20 protein-coding genes are annotated in these 26,150 nt (G+C 40.7%); 11 read left to right on the top strand and 9 right to left on the bottom strand.

The window, feature by feature from the left end:
- Positions 1-5 precede the first annotated feature (5 nt).
- Positions 6-497, top strand: a complete 492-nt coding sequence (locus EGM47_RS12395) for an SRPBCC family protein (protein ID WP_124981134.1) — start codon at positions 6-8, stop codon at positions 495-497.
- A 99-nt stretch (positions 498-596) separates the two neighbouring features.
- On the opposite strand, the gene EGM47_RS12390 is transcribed toward EGM47_RS12395, so the two are convergent.
- On the bottom strand, positions 597-2,354 hold the full coding sequence (locus tag EGM47_RS12390) for an ABC transporter ATP-binding protein (protein WP_124981133.1): 1,758 nt from the start codon (positions 2,352-2,354) through the stop codon (positions 597-599).
- Positions 2,355-2,493: 139 nt separating this feature from the next.
- Between EGM47_RS12390 and EGM47_RS12385 the strand changes: the two genes are divergently transcribed.
- From EGM47_RS12385 to yajC, 4 genes are all read left to right on the top strand, one after another.
- Positions 2,494-3,603 (top strand): Glu/Leu/Phe/Val family dehydrogenase, encoded by a 1,110-nt coding sequence (locus EGM47_RS12385; RefSeq protein WP_124981132.1) that lies wholly within the window; start codon positions 2,494-2,496, stop codon positions 3,601-3,603.
- A gap of 97 nt (positions 3,604-3,700) precedes the next feature.
- Entirely contained in the window at positions 3,701-4,639 is a 939-nt protein-coding gene (gene nusB / locus EGM47_RS12380; protein WP_124981131.1) for a transcription antitermination factor NusB, read from the top strand.
- A gap of 146 nt (positions 4,640-4,785) precedes the next feature.
- Positions 4,786-5,256 (top strand): DUF1573 domain-containing protein, encoded by a 471-nt coding sequence (locus EGM47_RS12375; protein WP_124981130.1) that lies wholly within the window; start codon positions 4,786-4,788, stop codon positions 5,254-5,256.
- 12 nt (positions 5,257-5,268) lie between these two features.
- Complete coding sequence (gene yajC, locus EGM47_RS12370) at positions 5,269-5,568, top strand: preprotein translocase subunit YajC (RefSeq protein WP_124981129.1); 300 nt, start codon at positions 5,269-5,271, stop codon at positions 5,566-5,568.
- 116 nt (positions 5,569-5,684) lie between these two features.
- On the opposite strand, the gene EGM47_RS12365 is transcribed toward yajC, so the two are convergent.
- Entirely contained in the window at positions 5,685-6,686 is a 1,002-nt protein-coding gene (locus EGM47_RS12365; protein ID WP_124981128.1) for a LamG-like jellyroll fold domain-containing protein, read from the bottom strand.
- 229 nt (positions 6,687-6,915) lie between these two features.
- Between EGM47_RS12365 and EGM47_RS12360 the strand changes: the two genes are divergently transcribed.
- Genes EGM47_RS12360 through glgB form a run of 3 tightly spaced genes read left to right on the top strand, consistent with a single transcriptional unit; the run spans position 6,916 to position 11,486 of the window.
- A complete protein-coding gene (locus tag EGM47_RS12360; protein WP_124981127.1) occupies positions 6,916-8,328 on the top strand; it encodes a glycogen synthase in 1,413 nt (470 codons plus the stop codon).
- Positions 8,325-9,590, top strand: coding sequence for a glucose-1-phosphate adenylyltransferase (locus EGM47_RS12355; RefSeq protein WP_124981126.1), 1,266 nt, complete (start codon positions 8,325-8,327; stop codon positions 9,588-9,590). Before EGM47_RS12360 ends, EGM47_RS12355 begins: the two co-directional genes overlap by 4 nt.
- Positions 9,591-9,593: 3 nt before the next feature.
- Positions 9,594-11,486, top strand: a complete 1,893-nt coding sequence (gene glgB, locus EGM47_RS12350; protein WP_124981125.1) for a 1,4-alpha-glucan branching protein GlgB — start codon at positions 9,594-9,596, stop codon at positions 11,484-11,486.
- A 66-nt stretch (positions 11,487-11,552) separates the two neighbouring features.
- Here the strand turns inward: glgB and EGM47_RS12345 are convergent, their stop codons facing one another.
- Positions 11,553-12,329, bottom strand: coding sequence for a DUF4382 domain-containing protein (locus EGM47_RS12345; RefSeq protein WP_240642443.1), 777 nt, complete (start codon positions 12,327-12,329; stop codon positions 11,553-11,555).
- Between the two features lie 840 nt (positions 12,330-13,169).
- On the opposite strand from EGM47_RS12345, the gene EGM47_RS12340 reads away from it, so the two are divergent.
- Together EGM47_RS12340 and EGM47_RS12335 are read left to right on the top strand one after the other, a co-directional pair.
- Positions 13,170-13,790: a DUF4136 domain-containing protein gene (locus EGM47_RS12340; protein ID WP_164510885.1), complete on the top strand. Its 621-nt coding sequence runs from the start codon at positions 13,170-13,172 to the stop codon at positions 13,788-13,790.
- 321 nt (positions 13,791-14,111) lie between these two features.
- Positions 14,112-16,514 carry a glycoside hydrolase family 31 protein gene (locus EGM47_RS12335; RefSeq protein ID WP_124981123.1) on the top strand — a complete coding sequence of 801 codons (2,403 nt, stop codon included), beginning with the start codon at positions 14,112-14,114 and terminating at the stop codon, positions 16,512-16,514.
- Positions 16,515-17,159: 645 nt separating this feature from the next.
- Here the strand turns inward: EGM47_RS12335 and EGM47_RS12330 are convergent.
- From EGM47_RS12330 to pepT, 3 genes are all read right to left on the bottom strand, one after another.
- Entirely contained in the window at positions 17,160-17,759 is a 600-nt protein-coding gene (locus tag EGM47_RS12330; protein WP_124981122.1) for a hypothetical protein, read from the bottom strand.
- 95 nt (positions 17,760-17,854) lie between these two features.
- Positions 17,855-18,376: a hypothetical protein gene (locus tag EGM47_RS12325; RefSeq protein WP_124981121.1), complete on the bottom strand. Its 522-nt coding sequence runs from the start codon at positions 18,374-18,376 to the stop codon at positions 17,855-17,857.
- 160 nt (positions 18,377-18,536) lie between these two features.
- Complete coding sequence (gene pepT, locus EGM47_RS12320) at positions 18,537-19,775, bottom strand: peptidase T (protein ID WP_124981120.1); 1,239 nt, start codon at positions 19,773-19,775, stop codon at positions 18,537-18,539.
- A gap of 388 nt (positions 19,776-20,163) precedes the next feature.
- Here pepT and EGM47_RS12315 point away from each other — a divergent pair, with 388 nt between their 5' ends.
- Positions 20,164-21,675, top strand: a complete 1,512-nt coding sequence (locus EGM47_RS12315) for a hypothetical protein (RefSeq protein WP_124981119.1) — start codon at positions 20,164-20,166, stop codon at positions 21,673-21,675.
- A 273-nt stretch (positions 21,676-21,948) separates the two neighbouring features.
- On the opposite strand, the gene EGM47_RS12310 is transcribed toward EGM47_RS12315, so the two are convergent.
- From EGM47_RS12310 to EGM47_RS12300, 3 genes are all read right to left on the bottom strand, one after another.
- Complete coding sequence (locus EGM47_RS12310) at positions 21,949-22,389, bottom strand: hypothetical protein (protein ID WP_124981118.1); 441 nt, start codon at positions 22,387-22,389, stop codon at positions 21,949-21,951.
- A 142-nt stretch (positions 22,390-22,531) separates the two neighbouring features.
- Positions 22,532-25,225 (bottom strand): T9SS type A sorting domain-containing protein, encoded by a 2,694-nt coding sequence (locus EGM47_RS12305; protein WP_124981117.1) that lies wholly within the window; start codon positions 25,223-25,225, stop codon positions 22,532-22,534.
- Between the two features lie 169 nt (positions 25,226-25,394).
- Positions 25,395-26,147, bottom strand: a complete 753-nt coding sequence (locus EGM47_RS12300; RefSeq protein ID WP_124981116.1) for a LytR/AlgR family response regulator transcription factor — start codon at positions 26,145-26,147, stop codon at positions 25,395-25,397.
- Between the last annotated feature and the right edge of the window lie 3 nt (positions 26,148-26,150).

Raw genomic sequence — 26,150 nt, 5'->3', positions numbered from 1 at the left:
TTAAGATGCCAGAAATACATTTAGTTACCTATATTAATGCACCACTCAAAATCGTTTTTGATTTGTCTCGCAGTATAGATCTGCACAAAAAATCTTTAGATCATACGGGCGAGGAAGCAGTTGCCGGTAGAACCTCTGGTCTTGTCGAACAAGGAGATACAGTGACTTGGCGAGCTACGCATTTTGGATTTCGACAGGAATTAACCAGTAGAATAACTGAAGTACGTCCCTACAGCTTTTTTGCTGACGAAATGCAGCAGGGTATTTTCAAGAAATTTAAACATGAACATCATTTTGAGAGATTAGAAGAAGGTCGTACTTTGATGAAAGATATCTTTATTTATACCTCACCTTTAGGCCTATTAGGTAACCTGGCTGACCTACTTTTTCTCAAAAAATACATGCGTGAACTATTGTCAACTCGTAATCAGACCTTAAAAGAGTATGCTGAGAAAGGAGACTGGAAAAGCCTACCTGGTATGAAAGCTCATTTATGATACCTAATCCATACGGATTTTTAGTCATATTCATTGTGTCGTGAACTCCTTCTTATGAGAAGAAAAGTCCTTTCTAAGTGAAGAAGTCTTAAGCCACTTTCACGAGCCTTGTTGCTCCAGCATCTGATTGGTGAATAGTTCTGCATAATAACCTCCAGCATCGACCAAGCTGGTATGATTACCCTCTTCTACGATTTTACCGTCATCTAGCACAATAATTTTATCTGCATTTTTAGCACTACTCACCCTATGACTTACGATGATGGTGGTTGTATCCTTGGTTAGCTTTTTAAGATTGTTAAGGATTTTTTCTTCGGTCTCTGTATCTACTGCACTCAAGCAATCATCAAAAAGTAAAATCTTAGGAGTCTTAATGATAGCTCTGGCAATAGATACCCGCTGTTTTTGACCACCGCTCAAGGTGATACCTCGCTCGCCAAGCACGGTTTCATATCCTTTGGTGAATTTTACGATGTTCTTATGTACGACTGCATTTTTAGCCGCCTGCTCGATTTCATTTTGACTGGCATCTTTCTTTCCAAAAGCAATATTGTTTCCTATGGTATCTGAAAATAAAAAGGCATCTTGGGGTACATAACCTATGGCTTGACGCAGATCATCCAGATTCCACTGATGGATTTCACGGCCATCTATGCTGATCGATCCCTGTTCTATATCATACAGTCGGCCAATCAATTCCAGAATGGTGGACTTACCGCTACCGGTTTTACCTAAAATAGCTAGTGTTTTGCCTGCTTCGATTTCAAAAGAGAGATCTTTTAAGGCGTGAATATTGGTGTCGTCATATACAAAATTAACTTTGTCAAATACGATATGACCTTGTAGTTCATGGTGCTGTTCTGTATGATTTCTAATATCGGGTTCAATATCCAAGAATTCGTTGATTCTTTTTTGAGAAGCCTCTGCCTGCTGGATCATATTTGTTACCCATCCTACCACTGCCACGGGCCAGGTGAGCATGTTGACATAGATTAAAAACTCAGGTATGGTTCCCACCTCTATGATTCCATCGATAACCTGTTTACCTCCCAAATAGATGACCATGATATTGCTTAAACCGATCAGCAGTACCATCAATGGGAAAAACAGTGCCTGTACTCTGGCCAAGTCGATGTTTTTGTCCTTACTATCATTGGCTACTTCAGTAAATTGCGCGGTCATTTGTGGGGCCAAATTATAGGCTTTGATGACAGATATCCCGCTAAATGATTCCTGAGATATGGTATTCAGGTTGGATAAGTATTGTTGAACCAAGGTAGATCGCTTGTGAATCTCACGACTGATGACATAAATAGCAACGGACAAAATAGGTAGCGGAATAATCGTGTAAATGGCTAAAGTTGGTGCGGTGTCGATCATGGCTGGGATCACAACTGCAAATAAAGTGAGCATATTGATACTATACATAATCGCAGGTCCCATATACATACGTACCTTAGAAACGTCCTCGCTGATGCGGTTCATCAGATCACCCGTACGATTCTGCTTGTAAAATCCAAGTGATAATCTTTGGTACTGCTGGTACACGATGTTCTTTAAATCATATTCCAAGTGCCTTGAAACCACGATGATCAGTTGGCGCATAATAAACGTAAGCACCGCTGCCAGAAGGGTTGCTCCCAATATAATTAAGATATAATTGATCAAATCATCCTTCATCGCATCGGTGTTTTCCACCCGACCTTGATCATAATCGTTCAGCAAGTTGATAATCTTTCCTACGTATTTGGGCAATACGAGCGATAAGATGCGAGCCGCAATGGTGACCAGAATCCCACCCAATAACTGCCATTTATATCGGGAAAATAGTTTGTTCAGTTTTAGAAGTTCTTTCATATATAGAAGACATACCTTTGTAACGATCAACTCGGTTGAAAGCTCGGTAAATTACGTTTGGTAAATTGCTAATTCCCTAAAATGACGTTATTTTTGCACGTTTTTTAAAACCAAATCCCAAGCGGTACAAACACATTATATGTCTCAAGAATTTGACTCTCTGGAACAAATCATACGTCAAGATCCTGTTTTCGGACAGGTGTCTTTTGATGGTCATGAGCAAATCGTTTTTTGCAACGACAAAGATACAGGATTAAGGGCCATCATCGGTATCCATAATACGGTTCTTGGACCTGCCCTCGGTGGAACCAGGATGTGGAATTATGAAAATGAGTGGGCTGCCTTGAACGATGTATTGCGCTTATCCAGAGGGATGACTTTTAAAAGCGCCATCACAGGACTGAACTTAGGTGGTGGTAAGGCTGTGATCTTAGGGGATGCAAAAACCCAAAAAACCCCTGAGCTCATGCGCAGATTTGGCGAATTTGTTCATTCATTAAGCGGGAAATATATCACTGCCGAAGATGTAGGCATGGCGACCGAGGATATGGATACCGTGCGAGAGGTCACGCCTTATGTTACCGGTATTTCTGAGCACAAAGGTGGTGCTGGAAATCCTTCACCCATCACTGCTTATGGCGTTTTTATGGGAATGAAGGCAGCAGCCGAATTCAAATATGGAAGTGATGTCTTGGAAGACAAGAAAATTTATGTTGAAGGTATTGGAAATGTAGGAGAGACCCTGGTAGAATATCTTACTCAGGAAGGTGCTGACGTTGTTATTGCTGATATCAACCAAGACCGATTGGAAGAAGTTCGCGATAAGTATGGAGCTACCATCTATGGCGGTAATGACTTGTACGGCGAGCAAATGGATATTTATGCGCCATGCGCCATGGGGGCGACGGTTAATAACACAACCATCAATAAACTTACCGCCGATATCATCGCTGGTGCTGCCAATAATCAGTTGGAAAATGAAATAAAACATGGTAAAATGCTTCAAGATAGGGGTATCGTATATGCACCTGACTTTCTGATCAATGCTGGAGGTATTATCAATGTTTATGCAGAACTCGAGGGGTATGACCGCTCAGAGATCATGAGGAAAACAGAAAATATTTACACCACGACCATCGAGATCCTTAACCGGGCTGCGGAAACTAAAGTGACTACGCACCAGGCAGCATTGGAGATTGCTCAGGCCCGTATTGCTGCCAGGAAACAGGAGGCTCTGGCCGGAAAATAAAATTAAAAATCCCTTGTGTAAAGCGATAGGGGAGTAAAATTGGTATCGCTTTCGCGAAAGCGTCTTAACAGGCCTTCGCCTTTAAAATTACGTTCTTATGCTTACCAGAAGACAGTTGCGCATCAAAGTCATGCAAGCCATTTTTTCCTTTCAGAGACAACACCCTGATGATCTCAAGGATTTGGAGAAATTTATCAATACCAGTATGACGCAAACTTATGTGCTGTTCTTATACATGACGCAATTATTGGTAAAAATTCATGAGTTGGCGGTAGACCGTCACCAGAAGGCCCAGCATAGACACCTAGCTACAGATGCAGAACGGAATCCGGCCACACAGCTCATTGAAAATAAGGTCCTGCTACAATTACGTGAAAGTGAGGCGCTGAAGGAGGCTTTGCAGAAGAGGAAACTGGATCCCTGGCACTTGGATTCGAAATACGTCGAAAATCTGTACCTCAAAATCATGGAGAGTAAGACCTTTGTAGTTTATGCCATGGATGAAAATCCTTCTCTTAAAGCAGATTATCGATTTTTGGCTAGTATTTATGAGGATATTATCGCCCCAAGTGATGAATTATTGGATTACCTAGAAGATGTCAATATTACTTGGACGGATGATTATCCATTGGTGAATTCTGCTATGATTCGTTTTTTAAGCAAGGTGAAACCGTCCAGGGAGGTGGTATTGCCTGAACTACTCAAAGACCAAAGCGACGCCAGTTTCACCATGAGTCTCTTTAGAAAAACCATACTCAATCAGGAAGAATTACAAAAGCGCATCGCTGAACGAACACCCAATTGGGAGAAAGATCGTATTGCTCAAGTGGACTTGGTCTTGATCATGATGGCTCAGGCTGAATTTCTATATTTCCCCAGCATCCCGGTAAAAGTCACGCTGAATGAATATCTGGAAATTGCCAAGGATTATAGTACACCAAAGAGTGCCACCTTTATTAATGGAATCTTAGATAATTTGCTCAAGGAGTTCGAGAAAAACGATCAATTGAACAAAGTGGGCCGCGGATTGCTTTAATCATCACCAGCTGTTATTCAGGTATGGGACTTGAATTCCATTGGCTTGAATAGAAAAAATCAGCCCCTTGCAAGTGCAAACAGGTGTTAACAAATTGTTTTGCAAGCTCATTTTAATTACATTTGACGCTCTTAAAAAATATTACAATGAAAAAATTAATTTTGATGGTAGCTGCCGTAGCTACAATGACATTGACCAGCTGTAATGAAAAGGCCACCGCAAAGATCGATGAGGCCAATCTTACTGCTGCTGCAGAAAGCAAGGAAGTAGCTGGAGATTTTCCAGTAATGACTTTTGAGGAAGTTGAATACGATTTTGGAACGGTAGAAGAAGGAACTGTTGTAGAGCATGAATACAAATTCACCAATACTGGTAACGCTCCTTTGATCGTAGTAAATGCCAAAGGTTCTTGTGGTTGTACTGTACCAACTTGGTCTAAAGAGCCTATCGCTCCAGGTGCTGAAGGATCTATGTTGGTTAAATTCAACACCAATGGAAAGCCAAATGCTCAAACCAAAACCGTGACGATTAAGGCCAATACAGAAAAAGGTACTGAGTCCATCCGTATCAAAGGTTTTGTGACGCCAAGAGCAAAGACTGGACAGCCCAACGCATAAGGCATTGCCTAAATGAATTTAGATACTGTCATCAACTTTTTGCCTTATCTGGCAATCATTGCGGTCTTTTACTTTTTGATCATGAGACCTCAAGCCAAAAGGCGAAAAGAAGAAAAGGAGTTTGCTGAATCTTTAAAGGTGGGTGATCGAGTCGTGACCACCAGTGGAATACACGGAAAGGTCCAACAGATCAATAGCGATAAAGGAACAGTACTGATTGAGACCGGCGCTGGAAAAATCACCTTTGAGCGTTCTGCTATTTCGGTTGAACTTACCAAGAAACTGCAAGCGCCAGTTGAAAAAAAGGATTAAATATATCATCCTAGTAATATAGAAAATAAAAGCCCCTGTGAATTTCACAGGGGCTTTTTTATTCCTTCATATTTGTTTAGGATTGTTCAATTGGTCATCATCCTTACTTAAAATGACTAGCGCAAAACTAATTTAAAGGTGTGTTGATCTTTTAAACGCAGAAAATAAATGCCACTAGGTAACTGATCGACCATGATGAATTCTTCGGGCTTGGCATTTCCTTTGGCCACCAAACTTCCCAAGCTATTGTAAATCCGGTAGGAGCTAATAGAAGGGAGATGATTGATAACAAACCTATCCTTCATTGGGTTGGGCGATATTGTCATGACACTTAGGTCTGACTGATCGGGTTCTGAGAGCAATGAGTCTCCGATCCAGTTGGAAACATTGCCGCTCAATGAGAAGTTGTTGAGAGTGCCGTTATTATTATTTGTTGAGTCCAGTAAGGTCGTTTCACTAGGGTTGCTACCACCGGCAATACCTTGATTAAAGTCAAACAACGCCACCAATCCATTAGAATTGACTGGGATCGAGCTGTCTTTAAACGTATCGATTTCCGTGGGAGTTCTTGCGATATTCCAGATGCGTATCTCATCGATAGAGGCATCGATCTCACGGCCAGGACCTTGGGACCAATTTCCAATGACTAAATTCTCATTGGAATTTCCAATACTCATAACTATAGTTTGTTGAGCGACTTGTGACCCGTCTACAAAAAGTCGCATAGTTGTCCCGTCATAAGTTCCAGCAATATGATGCCAAACACCTGTACTCACAGTATTGATGGGACTGCTGATTTCATGCCAATTCCCATCACCCAAGTTGAAATTAACCATTCCGTTCTGACCAGCGCGTAGCATATAGCCAAAATCGGTTCCGGCGCCGCCTTGTTCCTTGTTGATGATGTTCCCTTCCCAAACATTAGTTTTGAATGAATCAAATTTGACAATGGCTTCCAGCGTAATATTTGAACCGGTAATTCGTGCAGAATTGCCATTGCCACAGTTCACTTGATCATTTTGACCATCAAAATTTAAGGAAGCGGCTTGTTGCCCCCAAATCAAGGCTGGGGATAGTAACAACAAATTAAATAATAGAGGTAAGTAATTCTTTTTCATAAAGTTGGATTAAGTGATTTAAAGATAGTAAATCTATCCTAAAGTATTTTTGACAATACTTGTCCGATTTTAAACGTCAGAAAAATTGATTTACTTCACTATAGACGAGTGGATGGACGGATGTCAGATTCCATACTTCAACCAGATTTGGCTGACCTATAATTTTTTGTGTACTTAGTTTTAAATTCTCTTGATAACAATTGTATATTTATAACACTTCCCAAGACCTATGAATATCCTCCATTTATCAGCAGAATGTTATCCTATTGCCAAAGTTGGCGGACTTGCTGATGTGGTGGGGGCCTTACCAAAATATCTAACTCTTAACGGCCACAAGGCTCAGGTAATCATGCCGCGCTACCAGTTGCCTTTCTTTTTAAAACACAAGTTCAGGGAGGTATATTCAGGACAGATAGATTTGGGTGATCAGTTGTATGACTTTTATATTCAATCACTATCTGAATCTGAACTCGGCTTTGAGGTTCACTTTGTACACATTCCTGGATTGCTGGACCTTGATAGCGTTTATACACATGACGACAGTCATAGATTTACTGCGTTTCAACGTGCAGCCCTGCAATGGATATGCACTTGGAGCCAGCTGCCTGATATCCTGCATTGTCATGATCACCATACGGGTCTGGTACCGTTTATGATGAGTTATTGCCACGAGTTTGAAAGACTGAAGTCGATTCCCAGTATGCTCAGCATTCATAACGCCCAATATCAGGGATGGTTTTCACATGATCAAGGTCATATAATTCCGGATTTTGACCGTAAATATATAGGTCTGCTGGATTGGGATGGAGTGATCAATCCACTGGCTGCGGCTATCAAATGCGCCTGGAAGGTAAACACTGTATCTCCCAGTTATATGGAAGAATTGCAAAACAATGCCAATGGGCTAGAATCCTTGCTGTTTCATGAACGGGAAAAATGTCTGGGTATTCTCAACGGGATCGATACCCAAGTATGGAATCCAATGACAGATCCGCTGATCCATAAAAATTATAAAGCGACAAGCGTGTTCTCAGGTAAAAAAGCCAACAAGAAATATGTTTGTAACAAATTTAATCTGCCGGTAGAATTGCCTTTGTTTGCTTTTATTGGCAGACTTGTATATGAGAAAGGAAGCGATTTATTTCCAGCGGTGTTTGAGTCATTACTTTCGCGAAAGCAATGCAGCATTCTCCTATTGGGATCAGGCGATCCAGCAACCGAGCAAGCACTGCGCCAACTCCAGGAAAAGGATTTGGGAACCTATAACCACTATATAGGTTATGACGAGCAACTTTCCCATCAAATTTATGCAGGAGCAGATTTTCTATTGATGCCTTCAAGAGTAGAGCCTTGTGGGCTTAATCAACTGTATTCACTGGCTTATGGGACTATTCCAATAGTACGTGCCACCGGTGGACTTAAAGACACGGTGGTCGATATCGCGGCGGGTGGTTTTGGATTTGTCCATCAACAGTGCGAAGTAGATGAGATCGTTCAAACGGTCGAGCGGGCTATCGCGTATTATCAACAGGATCCAAAAATGCAAAAAAACAGACAGCGTCTTATGGGAATTGACCATTCCTGGGAAAATGCTGCCACCAACTATCTCAACGTTTATGAATCTTTAAAAGCATTATCATGATTAATGACAAGGTATTGAGCATCATTCTGGGTGGAGGTCAAGGAACCCGACTTTATCCCCTTACAGCAACACGATCCAAACCTGCAGTGCCTATTGCCGGTAAGTATCGCCTGGTAGATATTCCTATTTCTAACTGCTTGAATTCGGATATAAAACGCATGTTTGTTTTGACACAATTCAATTCTGCTTCCCTGAACAGGCATATCAAAAATACCTTTCATTTTAGCTTTTTCAGTTCTGCATTCGTAGATGTACTTGCCGCTGAACAAACGCCAGATAATAAAGGTTGGTTCCAAGGAACAGCTGATGCTGTACGACAAAGCATGCATCATATCAATCGGCACGAATTTGAATATGCGTTGATCCTTTCTGGGGACCAGTTATATCAAATGGACTTTAATGAAATGATCGATGCGCATATAAAGGCGGGCGCTGATATTTCTATTGCAACTATTCCTGTGACGGAAAAGGATGCACCTTCTTTTGGTATCCTCAAAACAGATCAGGAAAATTGGATCACTTCTTTTACAGAAAAGCCAGGTCCAGATTTGTTACCTGAATGGACATCTCCTGTCAGTGATGAAATGAAGTCCAAGGGTAAAAATCATTTGGCTTCCATGGGTATTTATATTTTTAATCGGCAATTATTGGAAGATCTAATGGCCGATGAGTCGATGATTGATTTTGGAAAAGAAATTATTCCCAGCTCCATCGGGAAATACAAAACTATGAGTTACCAATACGAGGGCTATTGGACTGATATAGGAAACATTGATTCCTTCTTTGAAGCCAATCTGGGATTGACGGATGAGCTGCCTGAATTTAACCTCTACGATACCCAACAGAGTATTTATACCAGACCCAGACTGCTACCTACTTCAAAACTCACCGGTACCGTATGCGATAAGGCTGTTATTGCAGACGGTTGTATTATTCACGCCCAGCGCATCGAGAAATCGGTGATCGGTATTCGTTCAAGAATAGGAAAGGAGTCGACGATAATTAATACCTATATGATGGGGAATGACGAGTATGAGACCCTAGAAGAAATTGCAAATTCCAAGATTGATATTTTAATGGGAATAGGGGAGCGATGTTATATTAAAAATACGATCGTAGATAAAAATGCACGTATTGGTGATGATGTGCGCATAGATGGAGGCCCTCACCTAGAAGATCATGAAACAGATAGATATGTGGTCAAGGATGGTATTGTGGTGATCAAAAAGAATGCTGTGATTCCTAAAGGTTTTAGTTTGTAATCCATGGGCGTTCTCACACACAGCCTATTTTCTGAAGAAGATATTTACCTTTTTAAGTCCGGAAGTCATTACCGACTTTATCAGCATTTTGGATCCCATATGCTGGAAAAAGATGGTGAAAAAGGTACTTATTTTGCCGTATGGGCTCCAAGCGCAGAAGTCGTATCAGTCATTGGTGATTTCAATGATTGGGATCCAGCAACTCATCCTTTACAAGTACGTTGGGACAAGAGCGGTATATGGGAGGGTTTTATCCCAAAAGTAGCACAAGGTGCACTATACAAATACCACATCCAGTCTGCGACTGCGGTTACCCAGAAAGCAGACCCCTATGCACGTCGGGCTGAGCATCCACCTAAAACGGCCAGTGTAGTATGGAATTACCTGCCGCAATGGTCAGATCAGGAATGGATGAATCAACGATACAAAAACAATAGCCTGGACGCTCCCTGGTCTGTTTATGAAGTGCATCTGGGTAGCTGGAAGCGTGTTGTAAAGGAAAACAGAAGTTTGAGTTATAAGGAATTGGCGGTAGAACTGGTCGCTTTCGCGAAAGCGATGAACTATACTCATATTGAATTCATGCCTATCATGGAGCATCCCTATAATCCTTCCTGGGGTTATCAGATCACCGGCTATTTTGCACCCACTGCCCGTTACGGATACCCTGAGGAATTCCAGGAACTAGTTGATGCCTGCCATAAGGCTGGGTTGGGAGTCGTTCTGGATTGGGTGCCTTCCCACTTTCCAGAAGATGCTCATGGTTTGGGCTGCTTTGACGGTTCCCACCTGTATGAGCATCCGGACCCTAAACGAGGCTATCATCCAGACTGGAAATCTTTAATTTTTAACTATGGTAGAAATGAGGTCAAAAGCTTTTTAATTTCCAATGCGCTTTTTTGGCTGGATCAATATCATATCGATGCCTTACGTGTGGACGCAGTAGCCAGCATGCTTTACTTGGATTATTCTAGGGATGAAGGAGACTGGGAACCTAATCAATATGGGGGAAGGGAAAACCTGGAAGCCATCGCGTTTATTAAAGAGTGTAACGAAGCCATTTATCGACACTATCCTGACGTCCAGACCATAGCGGAAGAAAGTACGAGTTTTCCCATGGTCAGCAAGCCTACCTCTATGGGAGGTCTAGGTTTTGGTATGAAATGGATGATGGGTTGGATGCATGACACCTTGCAATATTTTAAAAAAGAACCCATCTATCGTAGACATCATCAAAATGACTTAACTTTTTCCATGACTTATGCCTTTACAGAAAACTTTATGTTACCATTTTCCCACGATGAGGTGGTGTACGGCAAAAGTTCGCTGTTGGGAAGAATGCCAGGTGATGAATGGCAGAAATTTGCCAACTTAAGATTGTTATACGTTTATATGTTTACCCATCCAGGTACCAAACTAATGATGATGGGCGCAGAATTTGGTCAGCACGAAGAATGGAATTTTGAAGGTAGTCTGGATTGGCACCTGATCCAATATGCACCGCATCAAGGACTCCTAGACTGCGTGCGCGGATTAAATGATTTATATCAACAGGAACCTGCCTTATATAAAGAGCAATTCAATGCGGATGGATTTGAGTGGATCTCCTATGATGATGCTGCAAACTCAGTTCTTGCGTATGTACGTAAAGGTGGAGGAGAAAAGCTACTGGTGATTTGCAACCTTACTCCGGTGCCTAGATCCAACTATAGGATTGGATGGCCGGGAGAAGCAAAGGCTCAACTACGATTTAATAGTGATGACATTTCTTATTATGGTGCAGGAATGGAAGTTAAAGAATGGCTGCAACCAGAAAAAACAAGTTGGCATGGAAGAGCGACAAGTAGTACCGTGGAATTGCCAGGCCTATCGGTTTTGGTTTATAAGTTAGTATAAAAAAAGCAGGCCCATAATTGGACCTGCTTCCCCTATAACTGCCGTCAGGGCAATTAAATTGTTCAATTAGTTCAAGTCAGAGCTTCCTAAATCGGTAATTTGACCCGAAACTACATCCACATCTAAAATGGTTACTGTTTGCAACCCAGAAGCTGGATCTGGTGTAATGGTCACTGTATAGGTTCCATCTGGTACTCCACTTAAAACGTAGTTTCCTGCATCATCAGCAAAAGTGGTGATATCGGTTACCCCATCTGTCGCAGTCACCATGGTTTGCGCAGTAATCGGAGTGATACTTCCTGCTATCGCACCAGTTTCTGCTACTAATTCTGCTCTTATAACAGGTTGTAGAGAATAAGTTCCGTTTCCGCGCTCAACGATTGATTTATCTGCATCAAAATCAAGTACGAACTCATAGAAAATACCGCCTTCAAGGTCTTCATTTAAATTGAGTTTCAATCCAGATTGTTGTGCACTGGGTGTATCTAAATCATAGCTTTGACCATCGATCACTACAGAGTTGTTTTCACCCAAAATCAAACGGATCTGGCTGATACGACCTGCTGGCAATTCGTCATCTACTAATAGAACGCTGGCACCACCAGTCAATTCTAATACATCGTAAATTCCAGTATTTACAGGTCCGATAACAGTTTCATCATCTTCACCTTCATATTTAACGACAACATCTTGTACGTCGATAAATACATTTTCATAATCTCCTGGCATATCCACAAGTCGGACACTCATTCTGGCAGGTTCAGCAGAATTATCATCGTCGCTACAGGAAAAGGTGAATCCCAATAACATGACACATGCTAAAAACTTCATTAAATTTTTCATGATTTTTTTAATTAATTGTTTAGAGTTGCCGAAAAATAGTTCTGTGTCAAAATTTCGAAGCGGCAATTAACCATTTTTAACGGGTCGCTTAACAAAGATTTAAAGCTGATTTTGATGATTGATGAGTACTTGAAGCCAGTGTTTATAAGAAGTACAAGTCAGTTTTTGCTATCGCCATCGCTTGGGGGACAAATTGCGTTTTAACAGTTAAAATACCGCCTGATTTCTTTGATTTGGATCTTGATTTGATAGAGTTCCTTCTCAATCAATACGTTTTACAACCCATTCTTTTTATAATAACCAATACAGAATTCGGTCCGCGTGAGGGATGGAATTTTGAAGGTAGTTTGGATTGGTATCTGTTCGAATATGCACCGCATCAAGGTTATACTGATTGGTTTACTGCTATAATTGAATGATATAGAGGATCTAGGTCGCTAAATGACAAGCCATTTGGGTCAGGAGGTCTTCAAAGGATCGATCACTGTGAAATCCGGTGCTGTCTTTTGCTAGAAAGGCTGAGACAGAGTTTGTCGATGTATTATTCAATCTTACATCAGTACCCAGATCCTATTATCGACTGGGGCTATCAAAATAGAGCGCTACCAATTATTATACAGCAGGAATGACAAAAAAAAGATGTGAGAGATCATAAAGTTTTCATTGAGTTCATGCAGAAGATGATTCTTGGAAGGGTTGAATATAAAGTCTTGTTTTTGACGTACGATCTTTATGAATTCTGGTTCGCATCTGACCGTAAAAGTGCCAAATAATTGATAAAAAGCCGCTTATGGCGTTAAGCTTAGCTCAATTAGGAATTATTTCTGGTACTTCAAGAATGTGGATGCTTATCTTAAAATAAAAAACGCTAAGAAAATTTTTAAAACCCTTACTTTATTATTGATTGCGGTAAGTTTAACGGCTTGTGGACCGACGGTCTCCACGATAAAATCAGCGTCAGCCGATCTGGACAGCTATCAAACGTTTGCCTATTTACCCAATGCAGAATTGGAATTGCCTGATCGGGAAATGAAAGATCGCGTCAATTCGCTGGTTGTAGAAACCATCAATGAAAATATGATGGACGAAGGATACAGATTAGATAGAGACAATCCTGATCTGTTGGTGCTTGTAAGTACCCAAGTGGACCAAGAAACTGAAACAGAAGTGGATCCAGTATATGCCTCCTACGGCTTTTACAACACGCCTAATGTGACAGTGAGTCCATATTATAATAACTATTATTTTACGGGATATCGTAATTATAATGGTGTAGTCGGTTATGAAAAAGATACCTACCAATACAAAGAAGGTACTCTAGTAGTGCAATTGGTGGATCGTGAAACCAAAAATAACGTATGGAGAGGTGTCAGTAGTGATGCCATTTACGATATAGGAAACATTGCCGCTATGAACGAAATGGTGAATGCCATTTTTGAGGAATATCCCTTAAAAAAATAGTGATTCTCCGTATAGGTTGGCAAATCGTCCCGATTTGAATATGAAAAAAACAGATCTTCAAGAGCTGTTTTTTTTTCATACATAAAGTAGTGATACAAGATATCGTAACAAGTGAGATTTCATTCATTCAGTGGAACATGATGTCCAGAACACAATAATTTTTCAACCAAATTCGCCAATCAATGCTTTGAACTGCCTACCTCAATCGCTTGCGTAAGTTAATTCGCAAAAACGCAGGATTCAGTGACTTTTTTAATACTTTCCCTCTAAATTTGGAACGCATATTTTTAGGGAAAAACCTAAAGACTTCAACGACTGCCTATGATCACAAATACAGAATTACATCAGACGGGTAATATATTTCCTGGATCATTAACCGACTTTGAACAAGTAGTAGATACTTTAACCTTCCATACGGCCAATGGAGTAATCTTAAGACTTCAGGTGTTTAGGGACAGTGTATTGAGATTCAAGTACGGTACCGGAGGAAAACTGGTCAAGGATTTTTCTTATGCAGTCAGTGAAGAAGGCAACAGAGGTTATAATAAGCTTGAAGTAGTAGAAAAGAATGATCATTACGAGATTACCACCGCTAAAATCGTATGTCATATTTCAAAGCTGGATTTGCGTTCGCGCATTTTTGACCTGGCTGGAAACATTGTATGTGAGGATGAATTAGGTTTTCATTATGAAGAAAGCTATCAGTATGGTGGGGAGATCGTAAAGATGTCCAAAAAAGCCCAACCAGGCGAGAGTTATTATGGGCTGGGGGACAAACCAGCTGACAATAACTTACGCGCCAAGCGTTTTGAACTTTGGGGAACTGATCAATATGCATTTGGAAAAAATACCGATCCATTATATAAGAACATTCCTTTTTTTATAGGCCTTCAAAACAAGATTGCCTACGGGATATTCTTTGACAACACTTTTAGATCCTATTTTGATTTTGCACAAGAACGTCATCATGTAACCAGTTTTTGGGCGCAAGGAGGGAACATGGATTACTATTTTATCTATGGTCCGGAAATCGACAGTGTGGTTAGCAATTATACCGACCTGACCGGTAAGCCAGAAATGCCGCCACTTTGGGCGCTGGGTTATCATCAATGTAAGTGGTCTTATTACCCAGAGAGCAATGTCAGGGAAATCGCAGCAAAGTTCCGTGAGTTGCAAATCCCATGTGATGCCATCTATTTGGACATCGATTATATGGACGGATTCCGTTGTTTTACCTGGGACAAGGAAAAATTTCCCAATCCCACAAAAATGATCAGCGACCTCAAGGAGGACGGTTTTAAAACCATTGCCATCATTGATCCGGGAATCAAGGTAGATCCAGATTATTATGTCTATCAAGAGGCCATGAAAAATGATTACTTCTGTAAACGTGCCGATGGACCCTATATGAAAGGAAAGGTTTGGCCAGGCCAATGTTACTTCCCAGATTATACCAATCCAGAAGTACGAGCATGGTGGGCTGATCTGTTCAAGGGACTGATCGCAGACAATGGATTGTCGGGTATTTGGAACGATATGAATGAGCCTGCGGTCATGGAAGTGCCCAATAAGACCTTCCCTGATGACGTTCGACATGACTATGACGGGCATCCTTGCTCCCACAGAAAGGCGCATAATATCTATGGTGCTCAAATGGCACGGGCCACTTATGAAGGCGTCAAGAAATTCATTTATCCCAAAAGACCCTTTGTGATCACCCGTTCAGCTTATTCAGGTACCCAACGCTATACCTCAAGTTGGTTTGGCGATAATGTGGCTACCTGGGAACATCTCAATATCGCCAATATTCAAGCCCAACGCATGGCCATGTCAGGACTATCCTTTGCTGGTTCTGATATAGGCGGTTTTGCTGAGCAGCCCACGGGAGAGCTGTTTGCACGATGGATTGCCCTAGGGATTTTTCATCCGTTTTGTAGGGTACATTCTAGCGGTGATCACGGTGATCAAGAGCCTTGGACCTTTGATGAGAATGTGACCAACATTACAAGAAAGTTTGTTGAGTTGCGCTACAAACTCTTGCCGTATATCTATACTGCTTTCTGGCAGTATGCAGAAGAAGGTATCCCGATGCTAAAATCCTTGGTAGTCTACGATCAGGGAGATCCGCAGACGCATTATCGGAATGACGAATTTATTTTTGGTGATAAAATACTCGTTTGTCCAGTTCAGGAGCCGAATGCCAAAGGACGTAGGATGTACATCCCTCGAGGAGATTGGTATAACTACTGGACACGTAAGACGATCACCGGTGGAAAGGAGGCCTGGGTGGATGCCGATATTGATGAAATCCCATTATTTGTAAAAACTGGCTCTATCATCCCGAGATACCCAGTCATGCAGTATGTCGGTGAAAAGCCCATTGAGTTCCTGACCTTGGACGTGTATTATAAGATTGGAACTGAGAAATCCATTGTTTATGAAGATGCCAATGATGGATACGATTATAAAAAAGGTCGTTTCAGTCTGCGCAATCTACAATTCAGAGGCTCAGAAAAGGAAATGGTGATCTCTCAGTACAAGGATGGAAAATTCACAACTGAATATGAGACCTTGAGATTTAATTTCATTGGCTTACCTTTTGAAATTGATTTTGTTGAAGTGGACAATAAAAAAATTTCGCTAGAAGAACTTAGGTACGATCAAGCTACTGAAACCATGTATATCAATAAGAACTTTACTGAATTACACGTGGTTGGTAAATAGGTGGCTACCCATACACGGCTCGGCTCATATTCACCTAGATTCCTATAAATGGAGATAAGGATCCAGTTTTGGTATAAGGGAAGAGGGATTATGCTTTTAAAAAGCACCATGTCAACGATCATTGTGATCCAAGCCCACTTTAAGTGACTCAGCTGAAGCTCATTTAGGGGCGATGGTATTTTTGGGAAGTTGGAGGCCATTTTTTTTTCAAGAGGAATGGTTTCTTTGAGATATACTTGAAGCAAATGGGCGTCGAGGCTGTCGCTTTCGCGGAAGCGAAATTGAGGTAAGCATATGGTTTTTCCAGGTTATGCATTTTCAAAAGCCCTGGCGCTGCCCCTCAAAAAGGCTCCTTTTGAAAACAGACTGCACAATGATTTTAAAATCCTGCCAATCCCACTAGTTTTTTTTGAGGGTAGGTGTAGCAAGGCGCTCCCATTTGATACATTCTTCCAGCTGAGTATCTTGAAAAATTCTTCGCACAGCGCTCAATTGGCTTCGTCATTGTGGGAATAATGAGATATATGCTTGCGCTCTCGTGACCTTGATCTTCACCGATGCGATAGTTGAAACAAAAAAAGCTACCAAAGAAAAACGGCAATTCTCAAGGAACCGCCGTATTTAACTAGTGTTTTCAGGGAATGCTTAAAACCTCCAACCGAAGTTGACTCCGCCACGTCCTGTTATTTCAGGTTGCTCCCGACCCTCAGGACTTTCATCAGCAAGACCTAAGTTACGTCCTATTCCAAAACCAACATCAATCAAAAATCCACTGTCACTAACCCATTTCCATCCGATACCTACTCCTAGCGCCAGCTCTGTGTATTTTTCTGCAGTGATTCTGGTAGAATTACCGCCATTGTCAAATACAGAAAACCTGTCTTCATAGGTGAAAAACTTCATAAAGCCTTCGCCATAAAATCCTTTGGCACCGTAATCTTCTTTGGAAAAGAAATATTGACGATAATAGGGAGTAAGGCTGAAAGTCTCTAGATAGTCATAATCTTCGTCTTCAATCCCGATGTTTACATCTACACCTACACCAGCATACCTTCCCAGGACTCGTTCATACCTGGGGTTGATTCCTAGTCCAGCTATACCGGCGACAACGTCCAGGCTGACTTCATTTTTTTTAATATCGTTGAAATTGTTGAGACGTTCCTGGTTGTCTGTTAGATCGTCATTTTGAGCAGTACACCATCCAGCAAAAAGCAGCAGGGATATACAAATAGCTTGTAGATTCATAGTTGGTTTTTAAAATTTACAGTCGGTAATCAAATACTGTGCTAAGTTTGTGTTTTTTCAAAATTTCTTTTTAGCACCGTCCTATCTTTTACTTACTAACTGAAATCAGGACTATAAATCTCTTCTCTTAAATTGCTGTGATTCAGTATAAAAGCTATGGCATTTTCGGCATTACGTTGATTCTTTAGAATGATAAGACGTTCCTTTTTGGTATGCTTTTCATTGAGTGAAGTAATATCATAAGAGCTGTAGGAAACTGAAAGATCTGGATTGGCGGCAACTGTCCAGGCCAGTTTTTGTTTTTTTCCCATTCTCAGCACACTAATTACTGGATATTTATCAGCGTTAATTGTTTTCATACGTATAGGAATCCCAAACCAAAACCAACTGCGTGCGATGCGATTATTGGATCTGGCGGTAAATCCATTCTGCAGAAATAGAACACCTACCAATGCTACTGTGATAAGAAAAAACGGAAGAGCCATAACCAGTGAAGTCCAATTCCAGCCGTTTGCGGTTAGTTTGTTAAAGGTTATGGCTGCAAAGGCCAGAATGCCACAACTGATCATTACGATTTGATGACCACTAAAAGATTGCTCGAGGCGTAAATTTTTCATCGTCTAATATTTACTTTACATTCAATTTGGTGAGTGCTGTCCACTGGCAAGCCTCTATATATTGCGGGTTCCTATCCTTGTTTTTGTTAATACACAGGACGCGTAAAAAAATCAAGAAAATGTATAAAAGTTGCTTGTGCATGGTTGGTTGTGTTTGTAATTAGGTATCGTTGTTCTGGGCTACCAATTCTGCAATTTTCACGATTACCTGACTGGCTTTTAGCATACTTTCAAGGGGAACATACTCGTATGGCCCATGGAAGTTATGCCCGCCAGCAAATATATTTGGACAAGGCAATCCCATATAACTCAACTGTGATCCATCTGTACCTCCACGGATAGGTTTGATGATTGGGGTGATGCCCAGGTCCTTCATAGCTTGTTCTGCCAGGTCTACAATATGCATGACCGGTTCTACTTTTTCCCGCATATTAAAATACTGATCCTTGATTTCAATACTGGCCGCCTTGCGGTCATATTGTTCATTTAAGGTATCTACCAATTGCTGCATCACAGCTTTTCTCGCCTCAAAGTGTTCTTTATCATGATCCCGGATAATATATTGCAGTTCAGTCTTTTCCACAGAACCCTTCATTTGGTAGAGGTGAAAAAAACCTTGATAACCTTCTGTGTGCTCAGGAGTTTCCAACCTGGGCAAGGAATCGATAAACTCTTGGGCTATATACATCGAGTTGATCATCTTGCCTTTGGCATAGCCAGGATGGACAATTTTTCCATAGAAGGTCACTACAGCACCTGCAGCGTTGAAATTCTCATACTCCAGCTCGCCTACCTGACTTCCATCCATAGTGTAGGCCCAATCAGCGCCAAATTTCTTTACGTCAAATTGATGAGCGCCGCGACCAATTTCTTCATCAGGTGTAAATCCTACCTTAATGGTGCCATGTTTGACCTGAGGATTGTCGATCAGGTATTTCATGGCAGTCATGATCTCAGTGATCCCAGCTTTATCATCGGCAGCAAGCAATGTGGTTCCATCGGTGGTGATTAAAGTTTGACCTTTATATTGTTTTAGGTCTTGAAAATCATCTGGTGAAAGTACCAGGTCACTTCCTTTCAAGGGAATATCTCCGCCGTCGTAATTCTCTATCACTTGAGGTTTGATGTTTTTTCCTGTGTAATCTGGGGTGGTGTCAAAATGAGAAATGAAACCTATGGTTGGAACCTTGTGCTCTACATTGCTGGGCAGGGTGGCCATGACATAGGCATTATCATCTATACTCACCTCCTGCATGCCCATCTTGATCAATTCGAGATGAAGTTTGCGGGCCAGGTCCCACTGTTTTTCCGAACTGGGTGTTGTATCACTTTCTGGTGCTGACTCAGTATCAATGCTGATGTAGCTAATAAAACGTTCCAGAATTTCTTCTTTCTTCATGACTTGCTTTTTTTGAAGGGTAAAGATAATGGATGTATTCGCTTTCGCGAAAGCGGAACCAACACCTATTCTATAATAGATGGTCGGGAAATTGAAATTTCATACCCTATTCATCATGTCAATCGATAATAAAGAAATCTTAATCAATATTGTCATTTTAGAGAATTATTATTAATTGCATCTTTAATACTGATTATCGAGAAAGCCAGACTCAATGACTATGTTGAATATTGATTTTATCGACGAATGACTCTTTTAAAATGCTAACTATTAAAATTCAGTCTTTTATGATCAAAATCTTTTATCTTCGTGCGTTGCTGTGTACGGCAGAAAATTGATATTAATTGTCTGAAGAATAGATCATTGAAAACTATAAACCTCCTCTGAAATGAAATCCTCCTTTACTCTAACGTCCTTATTCATAGTTTTAAGTTTAAGTCTTTCTGCACAGATTGGTTTAAATACAGATAACCCTGATCCTGGAGCGATATTGGATATGGTTTCTACCGATAAAGGAATTTTATTTCCTAGACTTGATATTGACGACCTCACTACTATAGCTCCGTTAACCGGAAGTTCGACGGAGGGTTTAATTGTTTATAATACCAACGCCTTAACTGGGACGGGTTTTTATTATTGGAATGGTACAGACCAATGGATTCCCATTTCTACATACAATTTATACACTGGCGATGGAGAGATTACCGAAAATAGAGAAGTTACTTTGGGTAACAATGACCTAAAATTTACAGGAAGTAATGGTCGCAGTGCCTTGCAACTGAAACGCACGGATAACTTATCTCAAACGGGTATTTCTTTTCAAAATTCTGACGATACAAATGCGGCGTCCATTCATATGGGTACAGGAGTTAACGCATCATTATTCATAAGTGCTCAGAGTAATAATGCCAATGCTAACCTTTTAACTTCAAATGCAGCATTTAATGACAATGGTGATACTTCCTTGAAAAGAACTTTTTTCTATCGGAACAACTTGAATACTCCATCAGATAACTTAGGGGCAGTAATCTCATCCAATAATGGTGGTATGTTTACGATATCGGATGATACAGGGAACTATAATCATTTCTTGGCTGGAAACAGCAATTCTGTACTCAACTCCCGAAATAGGGACATTGATTTCTGGATGAATACGGTCAATCGGGACTTCACATTTTATGTCAATTCAGGAACTGATAGGGTGGGAATAGGTACCTTCAACCCGCAGACTGATCTTCATCTCGCAGGAGCTGGAGCTACTATGCGGATCGACGGGCTGAGCGCGGCCAACAACGCCAACAACAATGGAACTAGACCAGTCAGTGTCCATGCTGATGCAAATGGAAACCTCGTTATTCCAGCAACTCCAGCCAATGCTGAAAATGCATTGAATGATACTAACTTCATGCCAGATGAAGGTCAACCAGGAGCAATATCTCTGTCTACAGGGACTAATGGTGATCTAGCATCCGGATTCTTGTCTTCTAGTGGAAACTTTACGGTGACCAGTCGCACATTGGTCTTAGTAACCTATAGTGTATCGGTAAGTTTCTTTAATGCCGCCAACAACGGTCCTGTAACAGATGGGAAGCCTAAAGTCGCTCATAACTTTATCAACATTGTAGACACGTCTACCAATACAATAGTCAGTAATTTTGTGGAAGGCCTCACGGGACAAAGTTATACCAATGCTGCATCAGGTGGTGGTTACATCTCTACCGGATTTGTATACAACTCAGGTACTTTTACGGGTTTTCTCGACCCTGGAACTTATAGGGTAGATTTGTGGGGTTCAGTATTAAGTGGGAACTCTACCTTAGGTAGTGTTCCATCAGACGAATTTACAGCAAGGTTCGGTCAAGATCCTTATGAATTCATCAAGATCATAACGCTCTATTAATTTCTTATGTTCGAATTCCTGATCTATGGCGATAAATAATTCCTTGGTCATTGAGAAGCAAGAATTTTGATCTTGGAACCCTGATCTAATATGTAGGTTGGGCGGTGAATAGGTTTTGGCGTACTTTATTGAAGTCATCCACTTATAAAATTTTCCAGATTTACATTAACATCGCTGGTGTCAGGAGCGAGAATGTCATCATTCTTATGATGATCTCTACTTTCACCCACTTTTGTTTCCAGAGCCAGTCAATCGAGACGAGACCAAAATGTCCTACCAAGAACGATAACAGGACAAGGGGTTGTAGGAGCGATGAAGCGCAGTATTGCGATTGGCCTCAAAAAAGGCGGGATTGGTCCGGCGGAATTCCCGAGCAAAATTATCATTGTCTTGAATGGAGAAGTTAACTCCGCGGTCGTCAGACTTAAATCGTAGTCGGCCAAAATCAGTGTTTTGGTTGGGGATATATTCTTTCTCTTGGTATTGTTGAGACTCGTTGTAGATGGCGACCATGTCAATAGTTGTTACGCCGGGAGTCACTGAAAATCCAGTTTTGGGATTAACAATGCGGTTACTATCCAGGCTGAGCGTCACCTGTATTTGTGGACTGGGAATAATAAAGAGATTGTATTCCCGAAGATTGTCCCCGGCTAACTCTTGAGTCCATACAGATCCAGAAATCAAAAAAGCCGACAACATCAATAGCTGTTTCATAGCTTAAATTTAGCTAAATTCATCAAATAAAAACGAGCCGTTCCCCTAAAAAACGACTCGTTTCATAATCATCCTTATCATGTCAGGATATTCTTTTATCAATCATTTGAGTTCCATACACCATGAAGGATATCAGATTTCATCATCTCTTTACAAATTTTTGCGATACGGTCGCACCATCCGTGGTTTCTACTTTTATCAAGTACATACCAGCTTGTAAATCAGCTACGGGAATGCTGGCCTCAATTGATGTAGCTACCTGCTGACCTTGCAAGTTATATATATATGCTTTCGCGAAAGCGGAATTAAACAACTCTACGTTCATTATATCACTTGCTGGATTAGGGTAAAGGCTAGCTTTTACAGTCGTTAGGTCATGGGTGCTTGCTGTCGATAGTGAGCTATAAGCTCCAATATCCCAACCGTTATTGTTTCTCAATAAGCCGAAATAATCTTGGTCTGGTGTGTCGGGTGAATTCAATGTAGCATTACCAGAACCAGCGGCAACAGAGCCCATCATGATGCGATAATCACCAGTTGACGCGTTTATAAATCCAGGAGCTGTAGTGGTTGTATTTAAGGCTGTGGTTCCTAAGTTGGCAAAATTGTGTTCGTCTATATTAGTATCTATGGTAAAGTTGCGACTACCGCCACTAACTCCAAAGGCAGGTGTAGGTGAAGAACCATTGGTCAAATTCTGAGTGTTGTCATAAAAGATATTATTAAAACCTCTATACTCAGAGTTACCTAATAACTTAGTTAGGTGGAAATGGGTATACCTAGAATCATTATGAGTGCCTGTGTTTCCAGCTATCGTACAATTAATAGCATCAAAATCTGAATTTACATTACTTGCGGCTTGATTACGTAACCACACAATTCCAGCAGGGTTATTAGGTTGTGTAGTTGTTCCCGTATTGTTTTGTTCAAAGCTACACCCTAATAGTTCTAACTTATAGGTGTTTCTATTAGTTTCCACATATATAGCAGAGGCAAACCATGCCCTATTTCTTTTAAAAATACAATTCGTAAATCTTGTTGTACCTGAATTCAATCCGTTTGTATCGTAGACTAAAACCCCAGCGCCACCTCTTTCAGCTGTATTGTTATCAAAAACACAATTGGAAACTTTTGTATCTATAGCAATAGCAAGTGCAGCACCTTGTAAAATACCCAACGAGAATGCGTGACCTCCTGTGAAGGTTATTCCATCAATTTCAACATTCGAACCTCGTACAATCGCTACGCGTAGATTATTGTCTGTTTTTGTCGCAGCCCCTACACTATAATCCATATTGGTGTTGTCATCACCATTAAAGTCACCAGATAAAATTGTCGGGTTGGCTATATAATCCCTTTGATTCAACATAGTTTCAGTGCCATCAAAGCCACCGTAAATTGAAGTGTTTGTAAAAATTTCCCAAACATAATTTTTTGAAGCATTGCTAGGTCTTATATATGTTCCAGACGCAATCCAGACTTCTTTACCTTGTGCGTTTAAAAAGGCCGTTTGGAGATCAGTATAAGCGTTTGTCCATGAAGTTCCATCGTTGCTTCCTGATGCATTGGGATTAACGTAAACTATAGGTCTACTAGGTCCTTGAGTAGAAGAAGATTCATAACAACCGCGATCTATGGATGTTCCTGCAAACCTGCCGTTTCCATCTAAATCGATGTTGGGAAAGCTAGCCGCATATAAATTAATATCTCCACTATTAATAGCAGGAGAGTTTATGCCTAACCGATAGTTCTGCATAGCGGTATCAATAAAAAGCGGATTTGCAGCAATGTTGTTTAAGTTAATTCTACTGCTACCATTGTTGGCAATATTAGAAAATGCATCTTCATCAATATTGTTTTGTACATCTATTAGGTCTGGTGAAGCGTTATTAGTAAGGACAATTACGTTATAATTGACCTGATTACCATAGAAAATATTATTGTAAAATTTGTAATCACCATCATTTAATATTCCATCTACTCTAATATGTCCTTGCGCTGAGGCGTTGTTGCTGTAGGTGTTATTGGTCACGGTGCAGTTAGTCATCGTGAGGCTGTTTTCACCATTACCACCTGTTCTAAACCAGAAAAGATTACCAGCACCACTAACACCAGAAGAGCTGCTATTTGTATTGTCATTGATTAAGCTATTAGCGATCACCAATTTTACATCATCACGGTCACTATAAAATGCATTGGCAAAAGCTGCCAGATTATTTTTGAATTGCGAATTTGTAACTCTAATTGTAGCTCCAGTAATAGGACCACCTACTGAGATGGTACCACCTCTAGCAGCGATATTACTTTCAAATATACAGTTGCGTATTTGTGTGTCTTTTTGGACAATCATCGCACTTCCTTCCTTATCACTATTTGTTGTTCCTAGTGCAGCTGCATTTTTTAAAATCAAACCATCATATACGATGTTAGGCCCGGCAGTTTGTAGAAGTCGATAGTTATTATCAGTTTTTGTTGAATTGGTATAACTTAAACTCCCGGTGTCATCACCATTCACATCACCATCGATGATTGTGGGATTATCTATCCAATCACGCTGAGTTAGCACTGCTTCAGTTCCGTTGAAACCGCCATAAAGTTCAGTGTTAGACGTGCATCTTATACGGTCACTAACGGCAGGACCAGGGCTGTAGGTTCCAGCTGCAATCCAAATTTGAGTATTGGAATGATTAGACGTTGCAGTGGCCAGACTGGTATAAGCATTTGCCCAGCTGCTACCATTATTTGCTCCTGTAGCACTCGCATCAACGTAAATAACGGTTTGTGCACTCCCACACAAGCTTAGGAGGAATGTGATGATGAGTAATGATTTTTTCATGATTGAATTTGTTTGATTATTAATTACAAAGGCAAATTTGTAGTATAAATAGTCTCAAAATCAATTTGCTTTCTGAATTGCCGTTTGGGTTTCTGAAACGTTCAATTCGTTGCGGACTGCGAATTCAGCCTCTCGTTAAATGGGATAGACTGGGTTGGGTTGGGTTGGGCTAAAATAGTTCCTTAATAATCTCAAAGAATTCTTCTCGCTTCACTCTTGAGATAGGGACGATAGCATTGTTCTCCATCAACAAATGCCCACCTTCCTTTTTGTTGAACTCTTTAATGGAATTGATGTTGACCAAATAGGAGCGATGAGGTTTGTAGAATAAGGCACCCTCTTCTAGTTGGTCGGCAAAGTGTTTTAATGGTTTACAGATGAGCTCCTTTTTGTCACCTTTCATATAGACCGTTGTATACATTCCGTCAGCTTCCATGTATAAAATATCACTGTGATTGATAAATAACAGTCCTCGAGGTACATCTAGCGCGATCTTATTGGCAGCTAGCGTTTTAAAAGACTTCTTGAGTTCTTGTAAATTATTGGTAATACTATATTGATCTTTTAAATCGATCGCCTTTTGGACCGCCTGTTTGAGCTCTTCATGGCCGATAGGTTTGAGTAGATAATCAACTGCACTGAGTTTGAAAGCATCAATCGCATACTGATTATAAGCCGTGGTAAATATGATCTGAAAGTCTACGGGCTGATTGTCAAAAAAATCTAGAATCTGTAATCCAGAATAACGCGGCATCTCTATATCCAAAAACACTAAATCGGGCTGCTCATTTTTAATGATCGCGACACCTTGCTCCAGCTCATCGGCTTGAAAATACGCAGTGATATCAGGACAGTGTTCCTGAAGCATGGAGTGTAATAAGCTTCTTGCTTTGTTTTCGTCGTCGATTATTATTGCTTTCATAGG

Source organism: Nonlabens xiamenensis (assembly GCF_003865345.1).
In the GTDB taxonomy this organism is placed as follows: domain Bacteria; phylum Bacteroidota; class Bacteroidia; order Flavobacteriales; family Flavobacteriaceae; genus Nonlabens; species Nonlabens xiamenensis.
The sequence above is the reverse complement of the archived record's forward strand: the minus strand, read 5'-3'. Positions and strand labels throughout refer to the sequence as shown.